The organism is Burkholderia sp. 4NA327C6, from assembly GCF_005502655.1.
Lineage (GTDB): Bacteria > Pseudomonadota > Gammaproteobacteria > Burkholderiales > Burkholderiaceae > Burkholderia > Burkholderia contaminans.
In genome coordinates, this window is sequence record NZ_SCNZ01000030.1 from 68,553 (window position 1) to 93,799 (window position 25,247).

A 25,247-nucleotide genomic window follows, 5' to 3' on the forward strand; every position below is an offset into this window, starting at 1 on the left:
CGCGTCAGGATGCTTCGTGCCGCTGCCGCCCCCGCGGACCGATGCGCGCGCTACAGCCGCCGCATCGTCGAAACCAGCGCGGCATCCTCGTCGGGCGATGCCGGCCGCGCCTGTGCGGGGCCCCGTTTCGACCTCGGCGCCCCAAGCCCCGTGCCGCCCGTGCGCCGCCGCGCCGCGTGCCGTTCGATCACCCGTTGCAGCACGCAGAACACGCACAGCAGCGCGCCGACCACGATCCGCGTCCACCACGAACTCAACGTGCCGTCGAACGTGATCAGCACCTGGATCGTGCCGAGGATGCCGACCCCGAACACCGAGCCGATCACGTAGCCCACGCCGCCGGTGAGCAGCGTGCCGCCGATCACGGTCGCGGCGATCGCGTCGAGCTCCATCCCCTGTGCCTGCAACCCGTAGCCCGACAGCACGTACAGCGTGAAGACCACGCCGCCGAGCGCCGAACAGAAGCCGCTCAGCGCGTACACGCCGACCTTCGTGCGCGCGACCGGCAGCCCCATCAGCAGCGCCGAACGCTCGTTGCCGCCGATCGCGTAGACGTTGCGGCCGAAGCGCGTGAAATGCGCGACGTAGATCGCGCCGGCCAGCGTCGCAAGCGCGATCAACGCGCCCGCGCTCAACGTGCCGCCGCCCACCGGCACGCTGAAGCCCGCGATCGCATGAAACACCGGCTCGTTGATCGTGATCGACTGCGTCGTGATCAGGAAGCACGCGCCGCGTGCGAGAAACATCCCGGCCAGCGTGACGATGAACGGCTGCAGCCGGAAATAATGGATCAACGCACCCATCGCCGCGCCGTACAGCGCGCCGAACGCGAGCGCCAGCGGCACGATCACCCACACGGGCCAGTGCAGCCGCTCGGCGCCGACCGCGCAGAAGATCGTCGTCAGCGCGACGACCGAGCCGACCGACAGGTCGATCCCGCCCGACACGATCACGAACGTCATCCCGATCGCGACGATCAGCAGGAAGGCGTTGTCGACGAGCAGCCCGGTCAGCACCTGCATCGAGAAAAAGCCCGTGTAGGTCACGGACCCGAAGCCGAACAGCGCGGCGAACAGCACGACCGTCACGACGATCGGCAGTGTGCGCGGGTCGGCGAGCCGGCCAAGGAATCGGTTCATCGCGGCGTCGCTCCGGAGGTGGCGCGCGAACGCGCGGATGACAGCAGCCGCGACGCGTGCCGGACGACCAGCGCGCGCGCCGCGTCCGACTGGATCAGCGTCACGACGATCACGACGACTGCCTTGACGACGAGCGTCGCCTCCGGCGGCACGCCGATCGAATAGGTCGTGTAGGTGAGCGTCTGGATGATCAGCGCGCCGAGCACCGAGCCGGCGAGGCTGAAACGGCCGCCGAGCAGCGACGTGCCGCCGAGCGTCACCGCGAGGATCGCGTCGAGTTCGAGCAGCAGCCCTGCGTTGTTGCCGTCGGCGCTGCGCACGTTCGAGCTGGCCAGGATGCCCGCGAGCGCCGACATCACGCCCGAGCACAGGTACACGCCGAACACGATCGCGCCCGAGCGCAATCCCACGAGCCGTGTCGCGACCGGGTTCACGCCGATCGCGCGGATGAACAGCCCGAGCGCGGTGCGGTTCACCAGCAGCGCGGTCGCGGCGATCGTCGCCAGCGCGATCCACACCGCGCACGGCACGGCCGCGAGATAGCCGCCGCCGAGCGCGAGGTAGCCGGGCGCGCCGATCGGGATGATCTGGCCGCCCGTCAGCAGTTGCGCGACGCCGCGGCCGGCCACCATCAGGATCAGCGTCGCGATGATCGGCTGCATCCCGACGAACGCCACCAGCAGCCCGTTCCATGCGCCGGCCAGCAGCCCGACGCCGAGCGCGGCGGCCAGTGCCACGCCGACCCGCGACGGGTCCGCGTCGAGCACGATCGCCGCGGCCGCCCCTGCGATCGCGACGATCGCGCCGACCGAGATGTCGATCCCGCGGGTCGCGATCACGAGCGTCATCCCGAGCGACACGATCACGAGCGGCGCCGCGCGGTTCAGGATGTCGACCGGTGCGCCGAACAGGTGGCCGTCGAGCAGCGTGATCGACAGGAAGCCCGGGCGATGCGCGACGTCGAGCGCGAACAGCAGGACGAGCGTCAACACAGGCCACGCGAGCGAATGACGAAACAGCGTGCGCAGCAGCGTCATGACTGACCTCCCGCGATCAGCCGGTACACCTGCTCCTCGGATGCGTCGGCGCCGGTGAGTTCGGCGACCTTGCGACGGTCGCGCAACACCGCGATCCGGTGGCTCACGCGTACGACTTCGCTGATCTCCGACGAGATGAACAGGATCGCGAGCCCTTGCGCGCACAGCGCGAGCACGCGCTCCATGATGTCGAATTTCGCGGCGACGTCGATGCCGCGCGTCGGCTCGTCGAGGATCAGCAGCTTCGGCTCCGTCGCGAGCCAGCGCGCGAGCAGCACCTTCTGCTGGTTGCCGCCCGACAGCAGCCCGATCGGCTGCTCCGCGTCGCGCGCCTTGATGCCGAGCCGTGCGATGTACGTATCGGCGAGCTCGCGCTGCCGTGCCCGCCCGATCAGCCGCCACCAGCCGCGCCGCGCCTGCAGCGCGAGAATGATGTTCTCGCGGATCGACAGCGCGGCGACGATGCCCTCCTTCTTGCGATCCTCCGGGCAATACGCGATGCCGTTGCGGACCGCGTCGTGCGGCGACGCGAGCCGCGTGCGTGCGCCGTCGATCTCGATCGCGCCGGTGTCCGCACGTTCCGCGGCGAATGCCAGCTGCGCGGTTTCGGTGCGCCCCGAGCCGAGCAGCCCGGCCAGCCCGACGATCTCGCCGGGCCGCACGTCGAGGTCGAGCGGGCTCATCATCCCGCGCCGGCCGACCTGCTGCATCGACAGGAACGGTTCCGCCTCGCCGGCGGTGCGTTCGACCGCCGCCGCACCGGCCTGCAGCGTGTCGGACATCCGTTCGCGGCCGGTCATCTTCGCGACCAGCACGTCGACCGGCAAGTCGCGCGCGAGATACTCGCCTTCGCGCTCGCCGTTGCGCATCACGGTGATCCGGTCGGACACCGCATAGGTCTGCTCGAGAAAGTGCGTGACGAACAGGATCGCGATGCCCGATGCCTTCAGTCGGCGCAGCACGTCGAACAGCCGCGCGACCTCGCCGTCGTCGAGGCTCGACGTCGGCTCGTCGAGAATCAGCACGCGCGCGTCGACCGACACGGCCCGTGCGATCGCCACCATCTGCTGCACGGCGATCGGATACGCGTCGAGCGAGCGCGTGACGTCGAGCGACAGGTCGAGTTCGGCCAGCGCCGCGCGCGAGCGCGCATGGATCGTGTTCCAGTCGATCGCGCCGCGCCGCATCGGCTGCCGGCCCGCGAAGATGTTCTCCGCGACCGACAGGTTCGCGCACAGGTTCACTTCCTGGTAGAGCGTCTGGATGCCGGCGGCCTCGGCCTCACGCGGCGCGGCGAAATTCACCGGCGCGCCGCCGACGCGAATCTCGCCCGCGTCGTGCGCATGCACGCCGGTGAGCACGTTGATCAGCGTCGACTTGCCCGCGCCGTTCTGGCCCATCAGCGCGTGGATCTCGCCCGGAAACAGCCGGAAGTTCACGCGCTGCAGCGCGTTCACGCCCGGAAACGACTTGTCGATGCCGATCATCTCGACCACCGGCGATCTCTCCATGCATCCTCCCTCGAAGCGGTCAGTGCCCGGGCGGCCGCCACGCCGCCGCCCGCGCCGGATCGTCGGTACGTGGCTCAGTATTTGCGGGTCGGCAGCACCTGGGCCGCGACGTTCATCGGGAACACCGTCTCGTTCGTCACGATGCGCTTGGGCAACTGCTTGCCGGCGACGACGTCCTTCACCGCGCTCATCAGTTGCGGGCCGAGCAGCGGGCTGCATTCGACGTCGACGTTGATCTTGCCGGCGACCATCGCCTGGAAGCCGCCCTTCGTCGCGTCGAACGACACGACGCTCACGTCCTTGCCGGGTTTGATGCCGGCCTCTTCCATCGCCTGGATCGCGCCGAGCGCCATGTCATCGTTGTGCGCGTAGACGACGTTGATCTGCTTGCCGTAGGTCTTCGCGAACGCTTCCATCACCTGCTTGCCGCCGGCGAGCGTGAAGTCGCCGCTCTGCGACGCGATCACCTTGAATTTCGGATTGTTCTTGATCACTTCGAGCAGGCCGGCGCGACGATCGTTGGCCGGCGCGGAACCGACCGTGCCCTGCAGCTCGACGATATTGATCGGGCCTGCGTCGTTCTTGTAGCGCTCTTCGAGCCAGTGGCCCGCGCGCCGTCCTTCCTCGAGGAAGTCGGAGCCGATCATCGTCACGTACAGCGACGGGTCCTTCACGTCGACGCCGCGGTCGGTCAGGATCACCGGGATGTGGGCTGCCTTCGCTTCGGTCAGCACGGGCTCCCAGCCCGATTCGACGACCGGCGAGAACGCGATCACGTCGACCTTCTGCGCGATGAACGAGCGAATCGCACGAATCTGGTTCTCCTGCTTCTGCTGCGCGTCGGAGAATTTCAGGTTGATGCCGGCATCCTTCGCCGCGCCCTTCACCGACACGGTGTTCGCGGTGCGCCACGCGCTTTCCGCGCCGACCTGCGAGAACCCGAGCGTGATCGGTTTCTGCTGCGCGTGCGCGCCGCCGGCCAGCACCGCCGCCGCGGCAACGATCGCGCCGGCTGCCAGCTTCCTGATGAATGTCATGGTTCGTCTCCGATGATGTCGTTGTCTGCCGCTGCGCTGTTGTGTTTCTGCTTGGCGCGGGCGCGGATCGGGGCTGTGCGCCGGCCGGGGGCATCGCGCCGGCCCGGTCTGCATGCCCCGCATCAGTCTAGAAACAAGTCCGATAACCTTCTAATGAAATATTGGATTGCGGCGATATCGGATTCGGCATACGTATAAACACCTAAACGGGCGGTCCAACCCGTTCTAGCCGGCCTTGGCCGCGTTTGCGGCGACCTGTGCACGGGCCGCCTCGACCAGCGTGACGAGCGTTTCCATCTTCGTTTCCCCCATCCGCTTCGACGTGAGCCGCGCGTCGACGAGGCTCACGATCGCCAGATCGAGCGACGGCACGACCACCGCGTATTGTCCGAGATAGCCGTCGGCCCAGAAGGCCCGCCGCGACAGCAACGCATCCCGGCCGCGCGCGCCGCTCGCCGAGTCACTCGTCCACCACAGGTAGCCGTAGCCACCGGTACGCGTGTCGGAATACGGCCGCGTCGATTCGGCGACCCAGTCGGCCGGGACGACCTGCCGGTCGCGCCAGCGGCCGTCGTGCAGGTATAGCAACGCGAATCGGGCAAGATCGCGCGCGCTCATCGCGAACGGATAGGCCGGATAGCGCGTCGCGCTGCCGCCCGACACGTAATGCCCGTCCGACGGCGTGTAGTCCTGCATACCGACGGGAATCGCGATTTCGGTGAACAGCGCATCGAAGATGTGCGTGCCGGTGCTGCGCTCGTAGATCGCGCCGACCGTATTGAAATCCCAGTTGTTGTAGTACCAGAACGTGCCCGGCGGGTGACTGCCGCGCGGTGGACGCAACGCCTTCATCGGCACGGTTTCGTACGTCGCCGCGTGATAGACGCCCGAGCGCGCCTGCAGCAGCATCCGCACGGTCGCCTGTTTTTCGGCGGTCGAAAGCGCCGGCGCGGTGTCGTCGATTCCGAGCTGGGCGAGCGTATCGTCCAGGCGCATCTGGCCGCGCGCGACCGCAATGCCGACCAGCGCGCTCAGAAAGCTTTTGCGTGCGGAATGAAGGTTCGACTTGCGCGCGACGTCGCCCCACTGCGCGATCGCCGCTCCGTCGTGAACGATCATGCCGGACGTCGAGCCTTGCGCCTTCGCATACGCGACGGCGCGGTCGATGCCGTCCGGCGAGAAACCGTGCGCGGCGGGGGCCGCCTGCGTCCATTCGGCGCCCGGAAAGACCGGTAACTCGTCCTCTGTCGCGGCCAGCGGTGGCGCCGTAGGTGTCGGCGGCTCTGACTGACATCCGGCAAGCAGCGCGACAACGCCGGCAATGATCGGCACCCACCGGCGCGTTGCTGCGCGGCTTCGTAAAACGCTCGTTCCAGCCGACATCGTCGGTCTCCGCGGTCGCTTCGATGTTCGTTTAACGTGACACGGCGGCGAATCCGTCGCGGCTCAGCCCGGTTTCGCTGGCCGACGTGGCGCGCCCGCACGAAAACGGCTCCCGGCATATTACCGAAGCGGGCTGACAGCACGATCGGCATCGCAGCCGCGGCAGGGCCGGGAACGGCGCACGATTCTTGCTGCGCGGGGCTGGAACGTACGAACGAGAGGAGAACAACATGCGCGCAGGATGTCGACACGGAATGCAGTCGGACGATATGCCGGTCGGCACACCCGGCGATCGACGCGCCGCAGCATGAAGAAGCGCGCCACGTCGCAGCCGAATGCACGCATGCCCGCCGGACCGCTGCGTCATGTCGACGACCGTCGCCCCGGCTATACGCGCCGGCGCATCCGCAACGGCTTCGCGTATTACGGGCCGGACGGTGTGCGAGTGCGCGATGCCGACGAAATTGCCCGTATCAACGCGCTGGCGATTCCACCCGCGTACACCGACGTGTGGATCTGCATGGACCCGCGCGGCCATCTGCAGGCCACGGGCCGCGATGCACGCGGGCGCAAGCAGTATCGCTATCACCCGCTGTGGCGCGAGACGCGAGACGCGAACAAGTACACGCGGATGGCGGCGTTCGCGCGTGCGCTGCCGCGCATCCGCGCGCGCGTCACGCGCGATCTGGCGTTGCCGGGCATGCCGCGCGACAAGGTCGTGGCGACGATCGTCCGGTTGCTCGACACGACACTCGCGCGGATCGGCAACGCGGAATACGCGCGCCAAAACGGCTCGTACGGGCTGACGACGCTGCGTAAGCGACATTTGAAGATCCAGCCCGGCCAGGTGCGGCTGCGCTTCGCCGGCAAGAGCGGGATCGAACACGACGTGACGGTCGACGATGCGCGGGTCGCGCGCATCGTACGGCGCTGCGCGGAGCTGCCCGGGCACGAGCTGTTCCAGTATGTGGACGACGACGGCGCCCGCCATCCGGTCGGATCGTCCGACGTGAACGACTACCTGCGCGAGGCCGGCGGCGCGGATTTCACCGCGAAGGACTACCGGACGTGGGCCGGCAGCGTGCATGCGCTCGGGTTGTTGCGGCGCACCGAGCATCGTGGCGACACGCATGCGCGCAAGCAGATCGTCGAGACCGTGCGCGCGGTGGCCGAGCTATTGCGCAACACGCCGGCCGTGTGCCGGCGCTGCTACATCCATCCGGCCGTGCTCGACGCGTTCGAGGCGGGCACGCTCGCCGCGCTCGCAGTCCGGCGTACGCCGCGCGGCTTGCGCGCGGATGAAGCGGCATTCGTGGCGTTGCTCGGCGCCGCCAGGCGGCGAGCGGGGAGATGAGTGCTTGCGTCGTCCCGACGCCCGTTTCGGTACGACCGGCCCGGAACCCGTGTCGTTTTCAATCGAGTGCCGGGCGCATGACCGATAACTGGTTGCAAGCGCACCCCGCGAAAGCGCGATCTTCGCGGCGTGGATTATCCCGAACTACGGGTGGGGCGCAAAGCTACACTGATCAGTCGGTCACGTTCCCGCCAACAATCTCCGCAGTCAACGAGAAGAGAACGGCTTGTGTGCTATTGCCTTCAACGCAGCATTGACATCATCACGCGTGTCGACGATACGTCCTTCCACCTTGCAATCCGATTGCACCGGCTTCGCGCCGACTGCAAATCCCACACCGCCGAGATCGGTTGCTACCCATTGCGCGTTGCGCCTTTCCAGCGCGAACTTCATGATCTCAGCCTGGTCATCCGTCATCTCCAGGCTACCGTCCTTATCCGCCAATGCAACACATGCGAAGGCGGCATCATGATCCTTGATCAGATCGACCACGAAATAGTGGTAATCCTTCAGGTCCGGTTCGCCGTCGTTCAGCCGGTGAACGGCGGCCAGTATATGGGCGCGATCAGGGTCGCTCTTGTCCAAATCGCGGGCATACGTCACGTTGGGGACGGTCGCGCCGAGAATCAGTGCGCATGCAGCAAGCTTGGATATCTTCATCATCGACAATATTCGAGAATCAACAATTCGTTCAGCGGCGATTCGTCATTGAGAGGCGGCGAGATCCTTCCGAGTATCGGCGACAGGCTCGCATATTTCATCGACTCGGACGCTCGCGACATGTTCCGCCTGCCGATCGAACCGCATCGTACACCGTCGGGCGACGGGCGCATGACCGACAGTCGGCTGCGCCCATTTCTCTAAACCGGGTCTCACACAACCCTGCCCGGCGTCGCCCGCAACGCGCGACACGTCACCGACATCGTGTCGGTGCTCGCGCTACGCGAAACGGCGCGCCAGCCGCTACCCGGCTCCGCGCCGTGCATCGCGAGCCGCGCGGAGGCGCTGAGCCTCGTTCGTGGCCGGGCCGACGAAGCGCGCACACCGGCGTCAGCCTGCCGACAGCCGCTGCGCGTCGAACCAGTCGAGCAGCATGCGCGTGACGAACGCGGGATTTTCCAGATTCGAAATATGGCCGGCGTCCGGCACCAGCGCATGGGCGCACCCGATCACGCTCGCCATCTTCACCGTTTCCGACGGCGGGCGCGCCATGTCGCCCGCGCCGCACATCAGCAGCGTGCGTTCGGCGTCCAGTTCGGCGAGTGCCGGCAGCGTGTCGGGCCGGCCGAAGATCAGCCGGCCGAGCGGAACGATCGATTGCCGCAACCGGTCGGCCGGCAGGTTCGCCAGCGCGTCGCGAAACGCGGACGGCACCGGGCCCGCCAGATTGACATCCGGCCGGAAGAACAACGGCACGATCGCATCGAGCAGCGGCGGCGCGATACGGCCCGCCGTGGCGATGGCGTCAAGCATTCCGAAGTAGCGCAGCCGCGTCGCATCGGGCTCGGCCTCGAGCGACGCATCCATCAGCACCAGCGAACGCACACGCTGCGGTTCGCGCAACGCGAGCCGCGCGCCCCACATGCCGCCGACGCTGAGCCCGACCAGCGCGCACTGCTCGATCGCCAGCGCGTCGAGCAGCGCACTCGCCTGCGCGGCAAGATCGTCGAGCGTCTGCGTGCCTTCGGGCAGCGCGCCCGATGCGCCATGTCCCCACAGGTCCGGCACGATCACACGATACTGGCGCGACAGCGCGTCGATCTGCGGCGCCCACATCGCCGCATCCCACAGATAGCTGTGCCCGAGCAGCACCGGGAACCCGGTACCGTGATCCTGATAATGCAGGGTGCTGCCATGAATGTTCACTGCGGGCATGTCGTCTCCGGTGTCGGCGCGATCGGCAGCGGCCCGGAACCGGGCGCCGCGGTCGGCGGCGTGCTGCAACGAATGCGAAGCGGCGCATCATCGCACAGGTTGCGGGCGCGGCGCATGACGGATCGCACATGCGTTCGCGTCGAACCTGCCGCATGCCCTTCGCCACGCACCCGCGACGGCGTGGCGCGACCGTACTATCCGACGCGATACATCGGCACCACGTTGCTGTCGCCCGATTCCTGGTCCGACGCGAGCGGATGATTCGCCTGTTCGAGCAGCCAGTTGGTCAGCACCGCGATATCAAATTCGTTGCACGCATCCGGGTTCTGAACCAGCACGTAGCTGCCCGATGCGACCGTGCAGTGCGGGAACAGCTCGACGAGCCGGCCCTGCTTCAGCAGCCCGTCGACCAGCGGCCGCCGCCCGATCGCGATGCCATGCCCGTCGACCGCGGCCTGCACCAGCTGGTCGTACTGGCTGAAATGCAACGCGCCGGCGGGCCGAAGGCGCGGCACGCCCAGCTCCTTCAGCAGATGGCTCCATCCGTGCCAAGGCCACTCGCCGCGCGGATCGTCGAGATGCAGCAGCACGTGCTTGTCGAGATCCTCCGGCTTCATCGACGCGGCGTCGCTCGCCGCCGGCATCAGGCTCGGGCTGCAGACCGCCACGACACGCTCGCGAAACAGCACGTCCGTCTCGTCCGTCGACGTATACGGCCCTGCATATCGCACGGCCAGGTGCAAACGTTTGCGTTTAAGATCTTCAATTTCGCTCGTGGCCGATACGCGTACGTCGATGTCGGGGTAGCTGGCGCGGAACGAACCGAGGCGCGGAATCAGCCACAGTGCCGCGAACGACACGGTGGTCGACAACGAGATTGCACGCTGGCCCACACTCGACGACAGCTTGCCGATCACCGATTCCAGGTCGGACAACGCGAACGAGATCGCGTCGTACAGCTCCCGCCCCTTGTCGGTCAGCGTCAAGGAACGAATGTGCCGGTGAAAGAGCTCGATACGGAGTTGCTCCTCGAGTGCCTTGACCTGCCGACTCACGGCAGATTGCGTGACGTTCAGTTCCTGCCCGGCACGCGTAAAGCTCAAATGGCGCGCCGCGCATTCGAAGCCTCTCAGGAAATCCAGCGAAGGCATACTTCTCAATCGCTTTGCCAATCTCACATTAGCCATACCGCCGCCTCAAAGTTGCACCCACCGACAGACAAGTCGCCGTTCGTCTCCCTGATTCGTTTCTCCTTATTGGATTCGGAAACGATTTTATATTGAATCATGGATGCGGATCATTCTTATTTTCAATCGTGACACTCGTATTTATCTATCGATTTTCATCGGCCGGATATTCTTACATAAACCTTATCGAGTAGTGATTTTGTAAATCACCATGAAGTCGAAACGGCGCGAAATATGAGCGGCGAAGCGGCATAAAAACAGGGGATTACAGGCAAAATTCGACGTCATGTCAACCATACCGACGCTGCAGCAGACGCCCATCCGCATGCCTACAATCAAATTTCAATTACCAGACAATTTTATTCATTTACCGGATTGCGAAAAGAAAATGCACTTCAACATACACGCGGAATACCATTTAAATTCGCGTTTTCATGTTTACGAAAACATACTAAACGAATGAAATTGAATGGCGCCATTCAATTTCCGCAATTGATGAACCAATTATGTCCGCCAATGAATATTTCACCGACCGGAAAGGGCAACGCGCGTGCATGACGCGGCCCAATTGTCTGGAATCGGTTCCGCCTTTTACCGGACGGGATGTGCGTCGTTATACGCCGCCCACCACGTCGTCCGTCACATGGGGCATTCGCGTGGTCACTTCGCGGCGATAGCGGTTCAGCGCCTGCGCGGTCGTGAACGGACGCTCGAACAGGATCGACAGGTTGTGCAGGATCCGCTCGACCACCTTCTTTTCCCATTCGCCATCGAAGCGAATCTGCTCGTCGAGCCAGCGCTCGAGCCACTCCGGATCGGGCAGGCGCGATTGCACGGTGTCGCGCGGGAACAGCGCCTGGTTCACGTGCAGGTTGGTCGGGTGCAGCGGCTTCTCGGTGCGGCGCGCCGACGCCATCAGCACGCCGATCTTCGCGAACGCGGCACGTGCGACGTCGCCGCAGTCGTTCAGCGCCTTCTTCATATAGCGCAGGTAGGCGCCGCCGTGGCGCGCTTCATCGCGGGCGATCGTCTCGTAGATCTGCTTGATCACCGGCTCGGTGTGCCAGTCGGCCGCGCATCGGTACCAGTGGTTCAGGCGGATCTCGCCGCAGAAGTGCAGCATCAGCGTCTCGAGCGGCGGCGCCGGGTCGAATTCGAAGCGCACCGCGTGCAGTTCCGCTTCGGTCGGCACCATGTCCGGCCGGAAGCGGCGCAGGTATTCCATCAGCACGAGCGAATGCTTCTGCTCTTCGAAGAACCACACGCTCATGAACGCCGAAAAGTCGCTGTCGTGCCGGTTGTCGCGCAGGAACATTTCCGTCGCGGGCAGCGCCGACCATTCGGTGATCGCGTTCATCCTGATCGTCTCGGCCTGCTCGTCAGTGAGCAGCGAAGCGTCGAACTTGTCCCACGGAATGTCCGTCTCCATGTCCCAGCGCACCGCTTCCAGCGACCTGAAAAGTTCCGGATAGAGCATCGTCGTCACCGTCGTTGAAAGGCATTCGGGCGAGGCACCGGTCGGCACCATCGCGATCATGCCGATTGCGTGGACGCCGGCGCCGCCACGTCGGCGTCGGGCGCACGGTCGTCCGCGTCGTCGTCCACCGTGCGCGGCGACAGCCTGCCGCGCAGCAGCGCGTAATAGAACTGCCGGTAGGTGCGGTGGTAATAGCGGATGCGCGGTCCGATCGCGCCATGCAGGTCGTGCAGCCGCTCGATCGGCAGGTTCGGCATCATGTGGTGCTCCACGTGATAGTTGTTGCCGTTCGTGAACCACGTCATGAACGCATTGCTCTCGATCGTCCGCGTGTTGCGGAACGGGTCGGTGCTCGTCAGGTCGCAGCGGTAATGCTCGGGCATCTCGACCAGCGCATGCACGGGCGCGGCCACGAACACGAGCGGCACGACCCACACCCACACGGCGAACCACGTGTGCAGCGCGATCGACACGCCGGCCAGCAGCGCGATCGCCGCGACCATCAGCAGGTGATCGCGGCGGATCGCACGCGACACGAGCGGGTTGTCGCCGAAGCTTGCACCCGGCACGACGAGCTTCGCGACGTTCTTCGCGAACTGGATATAGTGCGCGGCCATCGACAGCCGCCAGGCCCACAGGCCGAGATTGACGACAGGGCTCGCGCCGTACTGGTCGCCGTAGTCGAAGAACTCCTTGTTCTCGGGCGTGCCGAGCAGCCGGTGGTGGCGCAGGTGGCTGTCCTGGTACGCATGGAACGACACGAGCATCGGCATGCCGAGCAGCACGCCGAACACCATGTTGAGCCGCTTGCTCCTGAATCCCTGGTAATGCAGCGCCTGGTGCTGCAGCTCGACCCCATGCGCGTACATCGCGCCGATCAGCAGGATGCCGACGATCTTCAGGACGACATACGTCGACAGCGCGAACAGCATGCCGTGCGCAATGAGCGCGACGTAGACCGCGAGCTTCAGCGAGAAGACGACGCCGCTCGGGCGGCTCTTCATGTCTGCAACCGGTTTCTGACGGGCGAGAAGCGATGAGGTGACGGACAAAATGCTCTCCTTGGCCGGACCCTGCCCGGCACGATGACGCGGCGACACTGGCGCGCTGCCGGGTTGCAATTCTTCTGTGAGTCGATGCTTCGGACAAACGAATTTTCCGAACGCATTGCATGACGCCCGCGCATGAGCACACCACATCGTGAACTAGACGACCGGTCGAATGCGTACCGACCATTCACCTCGCGCGGGCTCGCACGTATACGCACATGGCAGTGCCGAGTGGATGCGTGCTGCTCATGCATAGCCTGCAAATATTCCGTTTGTCGCGTCATGTCGATCCGGCAAGAATCCCCCTCACTCGACGAACGGCGCCGCCGGCACCGTGGCGCGAGCGGCCGTGTTCCTCAAGGGGAGAATCCTCGTGACGAAGTGCGCATCCACCATTCATCGCCTCATCGAATCGCTCGAGGACGTCGCGGGCGCCATGCATCGCATGACGTTCGTCGACGACGCCGGCAACGAGTCGAGCATCACGTACCGGCGCTTCGCCGAAGAGGTGTTTCGCCAGGCTGGCGCACTGCGCGAACTCGATGTGCGCGAGAACGACCTGGTGATGCTGGCGTTGCCCGCATCGGTCGAGCACGCGGCGGCGATGATGGCCTGCGTGATGACGGGCGCACTGCCCTGCACCGTGCCCGTTCCCGCGCGCCGCGCCACCGCCGGGCGGCAGGTGATCGACGTCGCATGCGAGCTGTACCGGCCGCGCCTCGTCATCGCCGCGGATGCGCAGTCCGCCGCGTGGCGCGACGAAGCGTTTCCCGCGTCATCGACGCGCGTCGTCGATCTCGACACGCTGTCGCTCGTCGCGGATGCCGGTGCGCGCGCGCTGATCAGCGCCAAGCATGGCCGCGATCCGCATCACGTCCAGCTCACGTCCGGCTCGACGTCGCATCCGAAAGCCGCGGTGCTCAGCCACGAGAACGTGATCGCGAACGTGCTCGGCATTGGCGGGTCGGTGCGTTTCGACATCGCGGCCGGCGACGGCACCGCGTCGTGGCTGCCGCTCTATCACGACATGGGGCTGCTCACGCTGCTGTCGAACATGCATTACCGCGCGCCGCTGCTGATGATGCAGCCGAACAGCTTCATTCGTAATCCGCTCGGCTGGTTGAAGCGCATCGCGTCGGCGCGCGCGACGACGACGTCGGTGCCGACCTTCGCGCTGCGCTACTGCGTGCGCCGTTTCAATGCCGCCGCGATGGAAGGTGTCGATCTTTCCGCGTGCCGCAACATCTTCATCGGCGGCGAACGCGTGGACGACGCGACGCTGCGCGACTTCGCCGCGACGTTCGCGCCGTACGGCCTCGCGGCCTCGGCACTGCAGCCGTGCTACGGCATGGCCGAATCGACGCTCGCGGTGTCGATGCATCGTGCGTGGCACGAAGGCGCCGTCGACGGTGCGCCGTACGTGATCGCCGACACGCTCGACCGGCGCGCGCTGATCGAGCGCCGCGACGCGCAACCGGCCGCCGCGAACGACGGTGCCGACACCGACACCGAAACCGTGCTCGCGATGGGCACGCCGATCGAGGGCATGGCGTTCCGGATCCTCGACGACGGCGACCACGCGCTGGCGAACCGCGCGGTCGGCGAAGTCGCGATCCGAGGCACGTCGGTGATGCTCGGCTACCTGAATCCCGACGACGGCTCGATCGCCGCGCCGCTGACGGCCGACGGCTGGTTCCGCACCGGCGACATCGGCTACGTCGCGGACGGCCAGCTCCATATCCTCGGGCGCAAGAAGGAAGTCATCATCATTCGCGGCAGCAACTACTTCCCGCACGAAATCGAGGAGGCGTTGGCCTCCCATCGCACGCTGCGCAAGAGCACCTGCATCGCGTTCGGGCTGCCCGATCCGGAGACGGGCACCGAGCGGCTGGTCGTCGCGATCGAAGCGCGGCCCGTCGATGCGACGCCGCAGACACGCGCCGAGTGCCAGCAACTGCTCGCGTCGCGGATCGGCTTCGCCGCGCAGGATCTGTGCTTCGTCGAGCCCGGCTCGCTGCCGCGCACGACGAGCGGCAAGCTGCAGCGCCTGAAGTGCCGCGACCTCTATGCGAACGGCGCGCTGCCCGTGATCCACGCGACCGCCGCCGCCGAAGCCGGCCAGGGGGCGTACGCATGACGACCGCCACGCTCACGCCGGTGCTCGAACTGCGCGACGTCTCGCGCGTGTACGAGGGCGCGGGCCGCGTCGTCGCGGTGCGCGGCGCGACGATCTCGATCGGCCAGCGCGACGTCGTCGCGCTCGTCGGCCCGTCGGGCAGCGGCAAGAGCACGCTGCTCAACCTGGCCGGTTTTCTCGACGTGCCGAGCACCGGCGAACGCTGGCTCGAAGGCCGCCGGATCGACGATGCGCCCGACACGCTCGAGCGGATTCGCCGCGAGCGCATCGGCTTCGTGTTCCAGCAGTTCAACCTGATTCCGGTGATGTCCGCGCTCGAAAACGTCGAACTCGGCTGCTTCGCATGGGGCACGCCGCGCACGCGGCGCGAGCGCGCCCGCGCGATGCTCGACGCGGTGGGGCTCGCCGCGCGCGAACGCCACCGCCCAGGCGAGCTGTCCGGCGGCGAGCAGCAACGGGTCGCGCTGGCCCGCGCGCTCGCGAAGGAGCCGGCGATCGTGATCGCGGACGAACCGACCGCCAGCCTCGACAGCACCAACGCCCGGGCGGTGGCCGAGCTGATCCTCGACACCAACCGCACGCTGGGCACCGCCTTTCTGATTGCGTCGCACGACGATCGTCTGTGCGCGCACCTGCCGCGCCGCATCGAGATGCGCGACGGCGTACCGGGAGTGAATCGTGAACTGGTCGACGTTTGCGTGGCGTAACCTCTGGCGCAACAAGCGCCGCACCGTGCTGACGATGGCGATGATCGGCGTCGCCGCGTTCGCGTCGAGCCTCGCGCTCGGCTACGTGATCGCGACCTTCGACGCGGTGCGCGAAGGGTCGATCGACAGCGGCGTCGGCCACGTGCAGGTGCTGCATCACGGTTATCTCGACCTGATCGGCGAGCGGCCGCTGCAGTACGGGCTGACCGCCGACGAGCAGGCCACCGCCACGCACGCGATCGCCGCGTTGCCCGGCGTCGCGACCACCGCGCGCGGCATCGACTTCGACGGGCTGATCTCGAACGGCGATCTCAGCTACGGTTTCGTCGGCGAAGGCATCGAGCCGAACCGCGAGCCGCCCGGCTTCTTCGACTATCACACGGTGCTGTCGGGCCGCTACCTGTCGCCGACGAATGCCGGCACCGAAGTCGTCGTCGGCGCCGAACTCGCGCGCAAGCTCGGCGTGCACGTCGGCTCGGTCGTGCAGCTGATGGCGTCGACCGCGCACGGCGGCATCAACGCGACCGATGCACAGATTGTCGGCGTGATGAGCACCGGCAACAAGGACGTCGACGAACGGATCGTCAACGTGACGTTCACCGCCGCGCAGGCGCTGCTGCGCACCGACCGCGCGTCGCGCATCGCGGTGTTCCTGTCGGACACCGCACACACGCCGGCCGCCGCTGCGACGCTGCGCGCCGCGCTGCCCGCGCTCGACGTGAAGACCTGGGACCAGCTCGTGTCGCTCTATCACCAGGTCGTCGCGCTGTACAAGAACCAGTTCTCGGTGTTCGGCGCGATTCTCTGCCTGACGATCCTGCTGTCGATGAGCAACTGGATCCTGATGAGCATCGTCGAGCGCCGGCGCGAGATCTCGACACTGCGCGCGCTCGGCGTGCCGGCCGCGACGGTGCGCGGCGTGCTGATCCAGGAGACCGCCTTCCTCGGCCTGCTGGGCGCGGCCGCCGGCATCGCGGTGGCACTGCTGACGATGGTTGCGCTCAATCACGCGCAGATCCACCTGCCCCCGCCGCCGGGCCGCGTGAAGTCGATCCTGCTCGAATTCACGGTCTCGCCGGCCGCCGTGGCCGCCGTCGAAGGCGCGTTCGTCGTGCTCGGGGTGGCCGCCGCGCTGCTCGCGACGCTCGGCCTCGCCAAACGCAACATCCTCGAAGGACTCGCCCCATGATTCGCATTCGCCACCTGGCCGCCGCGCTCGTCGCGTGTGCGCCGCTCGTGCATGCCGCCGACGCCCCGACGGCCCAGGCCATGCTCGCCCGGGCCGACGCATACCGCAGCACGGCCGCCGATACGCAGACGAACATCCAGATCACGAACGAGGTCGGCGGGCAGTCCGGCGACGCGACGCGCTACCTCGTCTATACGCGCGGCAACGGCGACACGCTTGCGCTGACGCGCAGCGGCGAGAACGACGGCCAGAAATATCTCGCGACGACGCGCGGCCACTGGTTCTACGTGCCGAACACGCGCAGCGCGGTACGCATCAACGGGATGCAGCGGCTGCAGGGCGAGGTCGTGATCAGCGACATCACGCGCACGCACTGGGCGGACAGCTATCACGCGTCGGCCGCGCCGGGCGCGACGACGATCGCCGGCAAGCCGGCCACCGAGCTCGACCTGACCGCGACCGATCCCGACAACGTCTACCCGACGATCAAGCTGTGGGTCACGCCCGACACCGACGTGCCGGTGCGCGCGCAGTTCTTCCTCGCGAGCGGCCTGCTGTTCCGCAGCGCCGACTTCTCCGCGCCGGTCGACGCGAACGGGCGCAAGGTGATCCGCAAGATCACGTATCGCAACGAGATCGAAAAGCAGCGCGCGAGCGTCGTCGACATCCTCGACGGCCAGCCGCGCAAGATTCCGTCGGGCTGGTTCAACCCCGACACGCTTGCCGATGGCCAGTGACCACGACGCCCATGTCGACGCCCATCGTGACCGCCTCCGCCCATCATCCGGCCGCATCTGGCCCGCCGCCGCGCTCGCCGTCCCGCTTGCGCTCGGCTGCACGCTCGCGCACGGAGAATCGCTGATGGAACAGTTGAGCACGCTGAACGGCATCGCGTACGCACGCACCGTCGATAGCATGGACGGACACGCGCTGCTGGGGAACCTGATCGGCGACCAGCCGCGCAACCTGCAGGAAGCCGGCCTGCTCGCGCGCATCGACGGCGAGAACCTGTTCATGAGCGCACGCGCCGTGGCCGGCAATCACTCGCTCGGCGCGCAGGCCACCCGCTTCAACGAGGCCGGCGTGCGCTACGCGTTCGACAACGGCATCACGCTCACCGCCGGCAAGCGGATCGATCCGCTCGACACGTCGCAGGCGTTCTTTCCGCTCGGCTTCTTCCAGAAGCGGGCAGCTACGGCCGACATCTATGACCGCTATGGCGATGTCGAAGGCACGCCGCTCGTCGAAGCGAAATGGGCCGGCGAGCAGACCACGCTGCAGTTCATCGCCGGCGAAAACCGCACGCTGCGCAGTGACGTCGACAACCGCGACGTGCAAGGCGCGACGCAGCTCGTGCGCGGCGCATACAACTGGTCGGGCGGCTCGGCCGCGTTGCTCGCCGGCCGGCATGCGGGCCACGGCGGCGCCGGTGCGACGCTGTCGTTCGACGTTGCGCGCTCGAACACGGTCTATGCGAGCGCATGGCTCGAACGCGGCACGACGCGGCCGCTGCCGGCGTTCATCGCGAACGGCACGCCGCTCGATTCGCCCGCCGCGTACGACGCGGTCGATCGCCGCAACGATCGCCAGATCATGTGGCGCAGTGCGGTCGGCATGCAGAGCGCCCTGCCCGGCAACTTCTCGCTGATCGTCGAGTGGTCGCACGACGAGGCGCGCTACGACGCGAACCAGTGGCGCCAGATGGTCGGCGCGGCGCGCGTGAACAACGCGCTGCTGCCCGTCGCACCGGGCGCGGCGCTGGCCGGCCTCGGCGGCACGGCCGATTTCGTGAGCGTCGACGGCAACCTGCGCGACTACCTGTTCGCGCGGCTCGGCAAGAAGATCGGCCGCGTCGAGTATTCGCTGCGCGGCGTCTATTCGCCGCAGGACAAGGGCCTGCTCGCGATCGCGCAGGTCGTCGCCGACGTGAACAAGCGCGTGAGCGTCGATGTCGCGGTCACCCGCGCGTTTTCCGACAGCAACTCCGAGTACCGGATGGTCGGTCTCGGCACCCGTATCGACGCCGCCGTGCGCGTGCGCTTCTGACAGGAACCCTGACCCATGTCCACGCTTTCCGCTCCCGCTTCGTCCGCCAGCCCGCTCGCGACCGCACCGCTGCTGCTGCGCGTGGCCGACCAGGCCGCGTATCCGGTGCTGCGCCACTTCGACACGATCGCGTCGCTCGGCACGCCGCCGCGCGCGGCGGCCCGGCTCGTCGAAGCGGCCGCCGTGCGGCTGCTCGACAGCGAGATGGTGATCGCGCTGCATGCCGCCACGCCGGACGTGCTGCCCGATTCGTCCGCATCGACGCCGCTGCGGCACGACGAAGCGCCGCTCACCGAAGCGCTGCTCGAACAGATCGGCCGCGAAGGGTTTCATCACCTGTTCAAGCCGTTCATGCGCGCGTTCATCCGCATCATGTTCGGGCTGTTCTTCTCCGACGACCAGAACCGTCGCGCGTGCGAATGCATCGACAGCGGCCACAACTTCGCGTTCCTGATGAGCGACGGCGGCGGCCCGACGCTCGCCGCATGGCGCACCGTCGTGCGCAGCGACGACCACGGCCTCGCGCTCACCGTCGACAAGGTGTGGGGCATCGAAGCGCATCGCGACTGCATGGCGGTGGTCGCCGCACGGCTGCCGGGCGTCATGTTCCCGGCTGCCTACCTCGTGTGGCCCGACGAATACCGGAAGCTGAAGCGCACGACCTGCGGCGCGCCGTTCCTCGCGGGCAACCTGCAGCTCGCGAACGTCGGCGGCCAGGTGCGCGTGAACGCCGAAGATCGCCTGCGGATCGGCGGCCCGACCGTCTTCAACAAGTACCTGACCGTCGTGCGCCCCTACTTCGTGCGTGCGCTGATGGCGCACGTCGGCTGGCTCGAACGCACCGGCCGCGTCGAACTCGATGCCGACGCGCGCGCCGTCCACCAGTTCATCGCCGACGCCGCGCGCAGCCAGACCGACGACGCGCACTACAGCTTCGGCAAGGTGCAGCGCGTGCTCGCGATCAAGCTGCTGTCGAACGAATTCCTGACCGCGCTCGTGCGCGACGGCAGGGTCGCCACGTTCGACGACCAGCGCGACCTGCTGGCGTTTTCGAAGATGGAAGGCAGTTCGTACCGTTGTTATCACGAGCTTCGCAAGAGCCTGCGCTGCGAAGCCGGCAGTTGACCCACGCGACAGGCCGATCGATCCCGATCAACCCACTTCATTATCAGGAGCTCCTCTCATGACGACCCAGAACGTTCCGGCCGACGCGCTCGACATCCTGTCCCGCGAAGTCGCGAAGATCCTCAACGTCGAGACCGTCGACACCGACGCCGGCATCGGCGAACTCGGCATCGATTCGCTGAACATCGTCGAGCTGATCGTGTTCTGCGAACAGCTCTACGGTTCGATCGACCCGGAAGCGCTGAACATCACGCAGTACACGACGCTGCAGCAGCTCGACGCGCAACTGCGCCGCCAGCAGCACGCCGCCTGACACGACGATGCTCGCGCCCCTTGCGACCGTGGCGGCTCCCGCCGCCCAGCCGGCCCCGGCGACCGCGCTGACCGTGCAGGCGCTCGCGTACCGGCGCGTCGCGCCGTCGCGCGACGGCGCGGCCGTGTCGCTCGACGACACGGCCCGCGCGATCGGCACGCTCGCGTGCGCCGAACGCGAGCGGCTGTGCGGCGCGGTCGGCGCGGACGACTACGTGGTCAGCTCGACGATCCTGTCGATGCTGCTGATGAACGATTCGCCGCAGCATCGCGTGTTCGCTCAGGCACTGGCCGGTGCAAACGACTACACGCCCGACTGGATGACCTGCTCGTACGAATGCGCGGGCTGGGGCTACGTATTGCGCCGCTCGCTCGCCACCGCGGCCGAGACCGGGCCGCGCACGCTGCTGCTGCAGATCGTCGACATCGACGTGCACGGCTACACGTACTGGCACGGCAACCCCGCCTGGGGACGCTCGGGCTTCGGCGTGTGCACGCTGCTCGTCGATGTCGGCCGCGAAGCGTCATCGTCGGCGCCGTCGGTGCTGGCCGAGGCCGCGCCGCCTGCCAGCGCGGTCGTGCGGCTGGGCCGCGACATCCGCACCTTCTGCGCGGCCCGCCCCGGCTTGCACGCGGCGCTGCCGTTCTTTCCGGCGACGTCGCGCCGTGCGCTGCTCGCGTCGGTCGGCAAGACGCCGCTGCTGCCGGACGGCCACGGGGTGTTCGGTCATGCGTTCGGCAGCGATCCGTGGCTGTCGGTGCTGCTCGCGCATCGCGACGGCGAAACGCCGCGCCGTGCGGCCGTCTGCTCGCTCGCGCTGAACGGCTATTACGCGGTCGCCGACGTCGCGTTCGCGCCGGACGCGACGTTCTCTCTCGACGACGAGGCGTGACATGGTGCGACCCGTTCATTTCACCTACCGGATCGAGCGCGACGCGCGGCGGCCGGTCGCGGTCGCCGCGAGTGCGTACCGGATGCCGCTCGACACGCCGGCCGACTATGCGCGTGCCGCACTCGCGGAAACGGCCGGCGACGTGTACGACGCCGGCGCCGTGCATGCGGGCGATGCTCTCGGCGGCGATCGCCGTGTGCTGCTCGACCACGTCCAGTACTTCGCATTCCTCGCCGAAATCACCGCGCGGATCCGCGACGCCGTGCATCCGGACGCCCGCCTGTTCATCGAAGTCTGCGCGCCGTACTTCGGCGCGCTGCCGGCCGAACTGCTCGCGCCGCACGTGCTGCTCGGCGTGCACCTGTACGACGAGGCATTACGCGATGCCGCGCGCGGCGCCCCCGTCGTGTGGATCGGCGACCGGATCCTGCGCGATGCGGAGTTCGCCGGCGACAACCGCGTGTGCTGCGCGATCTGGCCCGCGCGGCTCGCCGACGCGTTCGACGCGCAGTTGCGCGGCCCGTGGCCGTCGTATGCGATCCGCCTCGACCCGCACCCGGCCGCCCCGCGCGGCGCGGCTGCGCCGCTTACCGATTCCGCCCATCATTCCGGCGCCGCCGCGCGGCCGGGGAGACCTTGAAATGACTGACACGCTCACCGTTATGCAGGACACGGCCGACATCCGCTGGTCGATGCCCGTCGACGCCCTGATGTCGAACGACTACGCACTGCGCGAAGAGGCGCTGAACCGGTTGTACGAAAAGGCGAAGGCCGCGCAGTGGGACGTCGCGACCGATGTCGACTGGAGCCACGATCTCGATCCGGCGAACCCGCTCGGCATGCCCGACCCGACGCTGCTGATCTACGGCACCGAGCTGTGGGGCAAGCTTTCGGACACCGACAAGCGCGAGGTGCGCCACCACGCGCAGGGCTGGCTGCTGTCGCAGATCCTGCACGGCGAGCAGGCCGCGCTGATCTGCGCATCGAAACTCGCATCGGCCGAGAACGGCCTGAGCGCGCGGCTGTGCGCGGCCGCGCAGATGATGGACGAAGCGCGCCACGTCGAGGCGTACGCGAAGCTCGTGAACGAGAAGCTCGACGTCAGCTACCCGATGAGCCGCTCGCTGAAGGGGCTGCTGCACGACACGATCACGAGCAGCGCGCTCGACATGACGAACCTCGGGATGCAGGTGCTCGTCGAGGGCATCGCGCTGTCGATCTTCCAGAGCGTCGTCGCGTACAGCACCGATCCGTTCATCAAGGACCTGTTCGTGCGGATCCAGCGCGACGAATCGCGTCACTTCGCGGTCGGCCGGATCACGCTGTGCCGCGTGTATGCGGAGATGAGCGCGGTCGAACTGCGCGAGCGCGAGGAATTCGTCTGCGAAGGCGCGGCCGTGCTGTACGAGCACCTGTGCGCGGACGACATCTGGGAACCGATGGGGCTGTCGAAGCGCGAATGCAGCGCGATGGTGCGCGAGTCGCCGGTCTCCAGCTCGATCCGCCGCTCGATCTTCCGGCGCCTGGTGCCAACGATCCGCGAGATGGGCCTGCTCACGCCGACCGTGCAGGCGACCTTCGAAAAACTCGACGTCCTCGACTACGCGGCAATGCCGCTCAACTGAACCATGACGACGACCTCCTCCCAAGCGTCACGCGATTTCTGGATCGGCATCGATGCGGTGGCCTACGAGCTGCCCGGCCTGCCCGTCGACATCGAGGCCTGGGCCGCCGAGCGCGACTACCCGGCGCAGCGGGCCGCGGCGATCGCGCAGTCGGGCAGCCGCTATTTCCACATGGCGCTCGACACGAGCGAGACCGATCTCGCGATCGCCGCGGCCGGTCGCCTGCTCGACACCGCGCGCGTGCATCCGTCCGACATCGGCGCGATCGTGCACGTCCACACGCAGCAGTTCAGCGTGCCGCCCGCGCCGCGCAGCCTGCCGCACGAGCTGGCCGCGCAGCTCGGCATCGAGCCGTTGTGGCTCGGCTCGGTCGCGCAGCTGAACTGCGTGTCGGTCGCGGCCGGCATCGAGACGGTGCGCGCGCTGATGCGCCGCTATCCGCAGCTCGACGCGGCGCTCGTCGTGTCGTCCGACCGCGTGTACGGCGAGGATTACCGGATGCGGCAGATGACGGGCGTGCAGTGCGACGGCGCGGCCGCGATGCTGATCGCGCGCAACAGCACGAAGAACCGGCTCGGCGGCATCGCGATCGAGACGCATGCGAAATGGCATCGCGGCTCGGATACCGTCGCCGCGAACGAGGCCGACCTGATCATGATGGAGTGGCCGTACACGCGCAAGGCGATCGACGCGGCGGTCGCGCTCGAGCCGCACGCGCTCGACGCGTACGAGCTCGTGCTGCCGCACAACGCCGACCTGCCCGGCTGGAACGCACTGTGCCGCGCGATGCGCGTGCCGGCCGAGCGGCTTTATGCGGAGAACATCCATGCGCGCGGCCACGCGTGCTGTTCGGATTTTCCGATCAACCTGGCTGACGTCGGGCTCGACGCGGTCGCGCGCGGCCAGCGCGTGCTCGGCGTGATGCAGTCGAACTGCGGCGCGTACGCGGCCGCCACGCTCCATCCGGTGGGCCGCCATGACGCCTGAGCGCCCGCTTCCGCCCGCCGGCGACCACGCGTGGATCGCCGACCTGCGCACGCCGTGCTACGTGTACGAGCCGGAAGTCGCGATCGAGCGCTACCGGTCGCTGAAGGCGCGGCTCGGCACGCGGCTGATCGTGTCGCTGAAGGCGAACCCGAACCAGGACATGCTCGCCCGCTGCGCGCATGCGTACGAGGATGGCGTCGAACTCGCGAGCCGCGGCGAACTCGATGCAGTGATCGGCCGGATCAAGACACCGCGCTACCTGAACAACCCGTCGATGGACGAGATGTTCATGCGCGCCGGGCTCGCGTCACGCTGCCATTTCGTGCTCGACAACCCGGACGCAGTCGCGCGCTTCGTGCCGCTGGCGCGCGAGGCGGCGGCCGGCGGCAGCACGCCGGGCTCCGTGCTGCTGCGCGTGAATGCCGGTGCGCTGGCCGGCGACGATGCGCGCGCACTGTGGCACGACCACTTCGGGATGATGCCGAACGAGGCCCACGACGCGGTGCGCACGCTCGCCGCCGCCGGTTTCCCGGTGGCCGGGCTGCACGTGTTCTCCGGCCCGCATTCGTTCATCCGCCAGGACGCGACGCAGCCCGACACGCTCGTGCTGCCCGAGCGGCTCGCCGCGCTCGCTCGCGATCTCGCGCCCGCCAACGGCGCGCCGCTCGCGTCGCTGAGTCTCGGCGGCGGCTTTGCCGACGATCATCCGGGCGATGCCGCGTTCGAACGCTATGCGACCGCACTCGCGCCGCTCGCCGGCCAGTACTCGCTCGCGCATGAATCCGGCCGCGCGATCTTCGCCGATGCGGGCGTGTTCGCGACGCGCGTCGTCGCAGTGAAGACGTGGCAGGACCGCACGATCGCCGTGTGCGACGGCGGGCTGTCGCATGCGTTCCTGCTTGCGCAGACCGAGTCGGTGATGCGCCGCCTGGCCGCGCCTTCACTCGTGCGCCGCTCGCCGGCTCAGCCGGCGCGTGGTGTGCCGACGATCTACGTCGGCAGCACGTGCAGCCGTGCGGACGTGATCGGCCGCGACGACACGAGCGCGCCGCCGCAGGTCGGCGACATCGCCGTGTTCGCGCGCTGCGGCGCCTATCACCGCACGTACTCGATGGCGCATTTCCTGTCCCACGAAGCCGCGCACGTGTACGTGCGGCCCGCCTAGACCAACCTGAGA

Annotated in this window: 23 protein-coding genes; 13 read left to right on the forward strand and 10 right to left on the reverse strand. The window is 67.6% G+C overall.

Translation table 11 applies throughout. The annotated features are described in order from the left end of the window. Positions 1–50: 50 nt before the first annotated feature. The 5 genes from yjfF to FFS49_RS26785 form a co-directional block, all read right to left on the reverse strand. The gene (yjfF, locus tag FFS49_RS26765; RefSeq protein ID WP_039355702.1) at positions 51–1,139 is read right to left on the reverse strand and encodes a galactofuranose ABC transporter, permease protein YjfF; all 1,089 of its coding nucleotides are present in this window, start codon (positions 1,137–1,139) and stop codon (positions 51–53) included. Beyond that, a complete protein-coding gene (locus tag FFS49_RS26770) occupies positions 1,136–2,176 on the reverse strand; it encodes an ABC transporter permease (RefSeq protein ID WP_071335870.1) in 1,041 nt (346 codons plus the stop codon). Before FFS49_RS26770 ends, yjfF begins: the two co-directional genes overlap by 4 nt. Next, entirely contained in the window at positions 2,173–3,687 is a 1,515-nt protein-coding gene (locus FFS49_RS26775; protein ID WP_039355706.1) for a sugar ABC transporter ATP-binding protein, read from the reverse strand. The genes FFS49_RS26770 and FFS49_RS26775 overlap by 4 nt, the downstream gene beginning before the upstream one ends. 74 nt (positions 3,688–3,761) lie before the next feature. Further along, positions 3,762–4,724, reverse strand: coding sequence for an ABC transporter substrate-binding protein (locus tag FFS49_RS26780; RefSeq protein ID WP_039355709.1), 963 nt, complete (start codon positions 4,722–4,724; stop codon positions 3,762–3,764). Between the two features lie 225 nt (positions 4,725–4,949). After that, positions 4,950–6,056 carry a serine hydrolase gene (locus tag FFS49_RS26785; RefSeq protein WP_171026842.1) on the reverse strand — a complete coding sequence of 369 codons (1,107 nt, stop codon included), beginning with the start codon at positions 6,054–6,056 and terminating at the stop codon, positions 4,950–4,952. Between the two features lie 358 nt (positions 6,057–6,414). On the opposite strand from FFS49_RS26785, the gene FFS49_RS26790 reads away from it, so the two are divergent. After that, complete coding sequence (locus tag FFS49_RS26790) at positions 6,415–7,461, forward strand: DNA topoisomerase IB (protein ID WP_105817700.1); 1,047 nt, start codon at positions 6,415–6,417, stop codon at positions 7,459–7,461. A 207-nt stretch (positions 7,462–7,668) separates the two neighbouring features. Here FFS49_RS26790 and FFS49_RS26795 read toward each other — a convergent pair whose 3' ends face one another. The 5 genes from FFS49_RS26795 to FFS49_RS26815 form a co-directional block, all read right to left on the reverse strand. After that, positions 7,669–8,124, reverse strand: coding sequence for a hypothetical protein (locus FFS49_RS26795; RefSeq protein WP_105817701.1), 456 nt, complete (start codon positions 8,122–8,124; stop codon positions 7,669–7,671). Positions 8,125–8,511: 387 nt separating this feature from the next. Further along, a complete protein-coding gene (locus FFS49_RS26800) occupies positions 8,512–9,336 on the reverse strand; it encodes an alpha/beta fold hydrolase (RefSeq protein ID WP_105817702.1) in 825 nt (274 codons plus the stop codon). 194 nt (positions 9,337–9,530) lie between these two features. Continuing rightward, positions 9,531–10,523 (reverse strand): LysR substrate-binding domain-containing protein, encoded by a 993-nt coding sequence (locus tag FFS49_RS26805; protein ID WP_105817703.1) that lies wholly within the window; start codon positions 10,521–10,523, stop codon positions 9,531–9,533. A gap of 613 nt (positions 10,524–11,136) precedes the next feature. After that, positions 11,137–12,009, reverse strand: coding sequence for a diiron oxygenase (locus FFS49_RS26810; RefSeq protein WP_105817728.1), 873 nt, complete (start codon positions 12,007–12,009; stop codon positions 11,137–11,139). A gap of 47 nt (positions 12,010–12,056) precedes the next feature. Continuing rightward, positions 12,057–13,004, reverse strand: a complete 948-nt coding sequence (locus tag FFS49_RS26815; protein ID WP_047853210.1) for a fatty acid desaturase — start codon at positions 13,002–13,004, stop codon at positions 12,057–12,059. 418 nt (positions 13,005–13,422) lie between these two features. Here FFS49_RS26815 and FFS49_RS26825 point away from each other — a divergent pair, with 418 nt between their 5' ends. Genes FFS49_RS26825 through FFS49_RS26880 form a run of 12 tightly spaced genes read left to right on the forward strand, consistent with a single transcriptional unit; the run spans position 13,423 to position 25,235 of the window. Beyond that, positions 13,423–15,186 (forward strand): fatty acyl-AMP ligase, encoded by a 1,764-nt coding sequence (locus FFS49_RS26825; protein WP_226285414.1) that lies wholly within the window; start codon positions 13,423–13,425, stop codon positions 15,184–15,186. Beyond that, on the forward strand, positions 15,183–15,893 hold the full coding sequence (locus FFS49_RS26830; RefSeq protein WP_039347725.1) for an ABC transporter ATP-binding protein: 711 nt from the start codon (positions 15,183–15,185) through the stop codon (positions 15,891–15,893). Before FFS49_RS26825 ends, FFS49_RS26830 begins: the two co-directional genes overlap by 4 nt. After that, complete coding sequence (locus tag FFS49_RS26835; protein WP_047853209.1) at positions 15,865–17,082, forward strand: ABC transporter permease; 1,218 nt, start codon at positions 15,865–15,867, stop codon at positions 17,080–17,082. The genes FFS49_RS26830 and FFS49_RS26835 overlap by 29 nt, the downstream gene beginning before the upstream one ends. Continuing rightward, a complete protein-coding gene (locus FFS49_RS26840) occupies positions 17,079–17,819 on the forward strand; it encodes an outer membrane lipoprotein-sorting protein (protein WP_039347732.1) in 741 nt (246 codons plus the stop codon). The genes FFS49_RS26835 and FFS49_RS26840 overlap by 4 nt, the downstream gene beginning before the upstream one ends. Further along, on the forward strand, positions 17,809–19,128 hold the full coding sequence (locus tag FFS49_RS26845; protein WP_105817705.1) for a hypothetical protein: 1,320 nt from the start codon (positions 17,809–17,811) through the stop codon (positions 19,126–19,128). The genes FFS49_RS26840 and FFS49_RS26845 overlap by 11 nt, the downstream gene beginning before the upstream one ends. 15 nt (positions 19,129–19,143) lie before the next feature. Continuing rightward, positions 19,144–20,253, forward strand: a complete 1,110-nt coding sequence (locus FFS49_RS26850) for a hypothetical protein (RefSeq protein WP_039347738.1) — start codon at positions 19,144–19,146, stop codon at positions 20,251–20,253. Positions 20,254–20,311: 58 nt separating this feature from the next. Beyond that, a complete protein-coding gene (locus FFS49_RS26855; RefSeq protein ID WP_011350104.1) occupies positions 20,312–20,566 on the forward strand; it encodes an acyl carrier protein in 255 nt (84 codons plus the stop codon). Positions 20,567–20,573: 7 nt separating this feature from the next. Beyond that, positions 20,574–21,458 (forward strand): hypothetical protein, encoded by an 885-nt coding sequence (locus FFS49_RS26860; protein WP_105817706.1) that lies wholly within the window; start codon positions 20,574–20,576, stop codon positions 21,456–21,458. A 1-nt stretch (position 21,459) separates the two neighbouring features. Then, positions 21,460–22,098, forward strand: coding sequence for a hypothetical protein (locus FFS49_RS26865; RefSeq protein ID WP_105817707.1), 639 nt, complete (start codon positions 21,460–21,462; stop codon positions 22,096–22,098). Position 22,099: 1 nt separating this feature from the next. Beyond that, on the forward strand, positions 22,100–23,083 hold the full coding sequence (locus FFS49_RS26870; RefSeq protein ID WP_046547055.1) for a ferritin-like domain-containing protein: 984 nt from the start codon (positions 22,100–22,102) through the stop codon (positions 23,081–23,083). A 3-nt stretch (positions 23,084–23,086) separates the two neighbouring features. Further along, complete coding sequence (locus FFS49_RS26875) at positions 23,087–24,070, forward strand: ketoacyl-ACP synthase III family protein (RefSeq protein WP_046547056.1); 984 nt, start codon at positions 23,087–23,089, stop codon at positions 24,068–24,070. Beyond that, the gene (locus tag FFS49_RS26880) at positions 24,060–25,235 is read left to right on the forward strand and encodes a PLP-dependent decarboxylase (RefSeq protein ID WP_105817708.1); all 1,176 of its coding nucleotides are present in this window, start codon (positions 24,060–24,062) and stop codon (positions 25,233–25,235) included. Before FFS49_RS26875 ends, FFS49_RS26880 begins: the two co-directional genes overlap by 11 nt. Positions 25,236–25,247: the final 12 nt, after the last annotated feature.

Coding starts and splice junctions, on each gene's coding strand:
- FFS49_RS26860 (WP_105817706.1), top strand. CDS start 20,574: ATGCTCGCGCCCCTTGCGACCGTGGCGGCTCCCGCCGCCCAGCCGGCC.
- FFS49_RS26775 (WP_039355706.1), bottom strand. CDS start 3,687: ATGGAGAGATCGCCGGTGGTCGAGATGATCGGCATCGACAAGTCGTTT.
- FFS49_RS26805 (WP_105817703.1), bottom strand. CDS start 10,523: ATGGCTAATGTGAGATTGGCAAAGCGATTGAGAAGTATGCCTTCGCTG.
- FFS49_RS26865 (WP_105817707.1), top strand. CDS start 21,460: ATGGTGCGACCCGTTCATTTCACCTACCGGATCGAGCGCGACGCGCGG.
- FFS49_RS26795 (WP_105817701.1), bottom strand. CDS start 8,124: ATGATGAAGATATCCAAGCTTGCTGCATGCGCACTGATTCTCGGCGCG.
- FFS49_RS26800 (WP_105817702.1), bottom strand. CDS start 9,336: ATGCCCGCAGTGAACATTCATGGCAGCACCCTGCATTATCAGGATCAC.
- FFS49_RS26850 (WP_039347738.1), top strand. CDS start 19,144: ATGTCCACGCTTTCCGCTCCCGCTTCGTCCGCCAGCCCGCTCGCGACC.
- FFS49_RS26815 (WP_047853210.1), bottom strand. CDS start 13,004: ATGAAGAGCCGCCCGAGCGGCGTCGTCTTCTCGCTGAAGCTCGCGGTC.
- FFS49_RS26845 (WP_105817705.1), top strand. CDS start 17,809: ATGGCCAGTGACCACGACGCCCATGTCGACGCCCATCGTGACCGCCTC.
- FFS49_RS26770 (WP_071335870.1), bottom strand. CDS start 2,176: ATGACGCTGCTGCGCACGCTGTTTCGTCATTCGCTCGCGTGGCCTGTG.
- yjfF (WP_039355702.1), bottom strand. CDS start 1,139: ATGAACCGATTCCTTGGCCGGCTCGCCGACCCGCGCACACTGCCGATC.
- FFS49_RS26830 (WP_039347725.1), top strand. CDS start 15,183: ATGACGACCGCCACGCTCACGCCGGTGCTCGAACTGCGCGACGTCTCG.
- FFS49_RS26790 (WP_105817700.1), top strand. CDS start 6,415: ATGAAGAAGCGCGCCACGTCGCAGCCGAATGCACGCATGCCCGCCGGA.
- FFS49_RS26875 (WP_046547056.1), top strand. CDS start 23,087: ATGACGACGACCTCCTCCCAAGCGTCACGCGATTTCTGGATCGGCATC.
- FFS49_RS26870 (WP_046547055.1), top strand. CDS start 22,100: ATGACTGACACGCTCACCGTTATGCAGGACACGGCCGACATCCGCTGG.
- FFS49_RS26840 (WP_039347732.1), top strand. CDS start 17,079: ATGATTCGCATTCGCCACCTGGCCGCCGCGCTCGTCGCGTGTGCGCCG.
- FFS49_RS26880 (WP_105817708.1), top strand. CDS start 24,060: ATGACGCCTGAGCGCCCGCTTCCGCCCGCCGGCGACCACGCGTGGATC.
- FFS49_RS26855 (WP_011350104.1), top strand. CDS start 20,312: ATGACGACCCAGAACGTTCCGGCCGACGCGCTCGACATCCTGTCCCGC.
- FFS49_RS26780 (WP_039355709.1), bottom strand. CDS start 4,724: ATGACATTCATCAGGAAGCTGGCAGCCGGCGCGATCGTTGCCGCGGCG.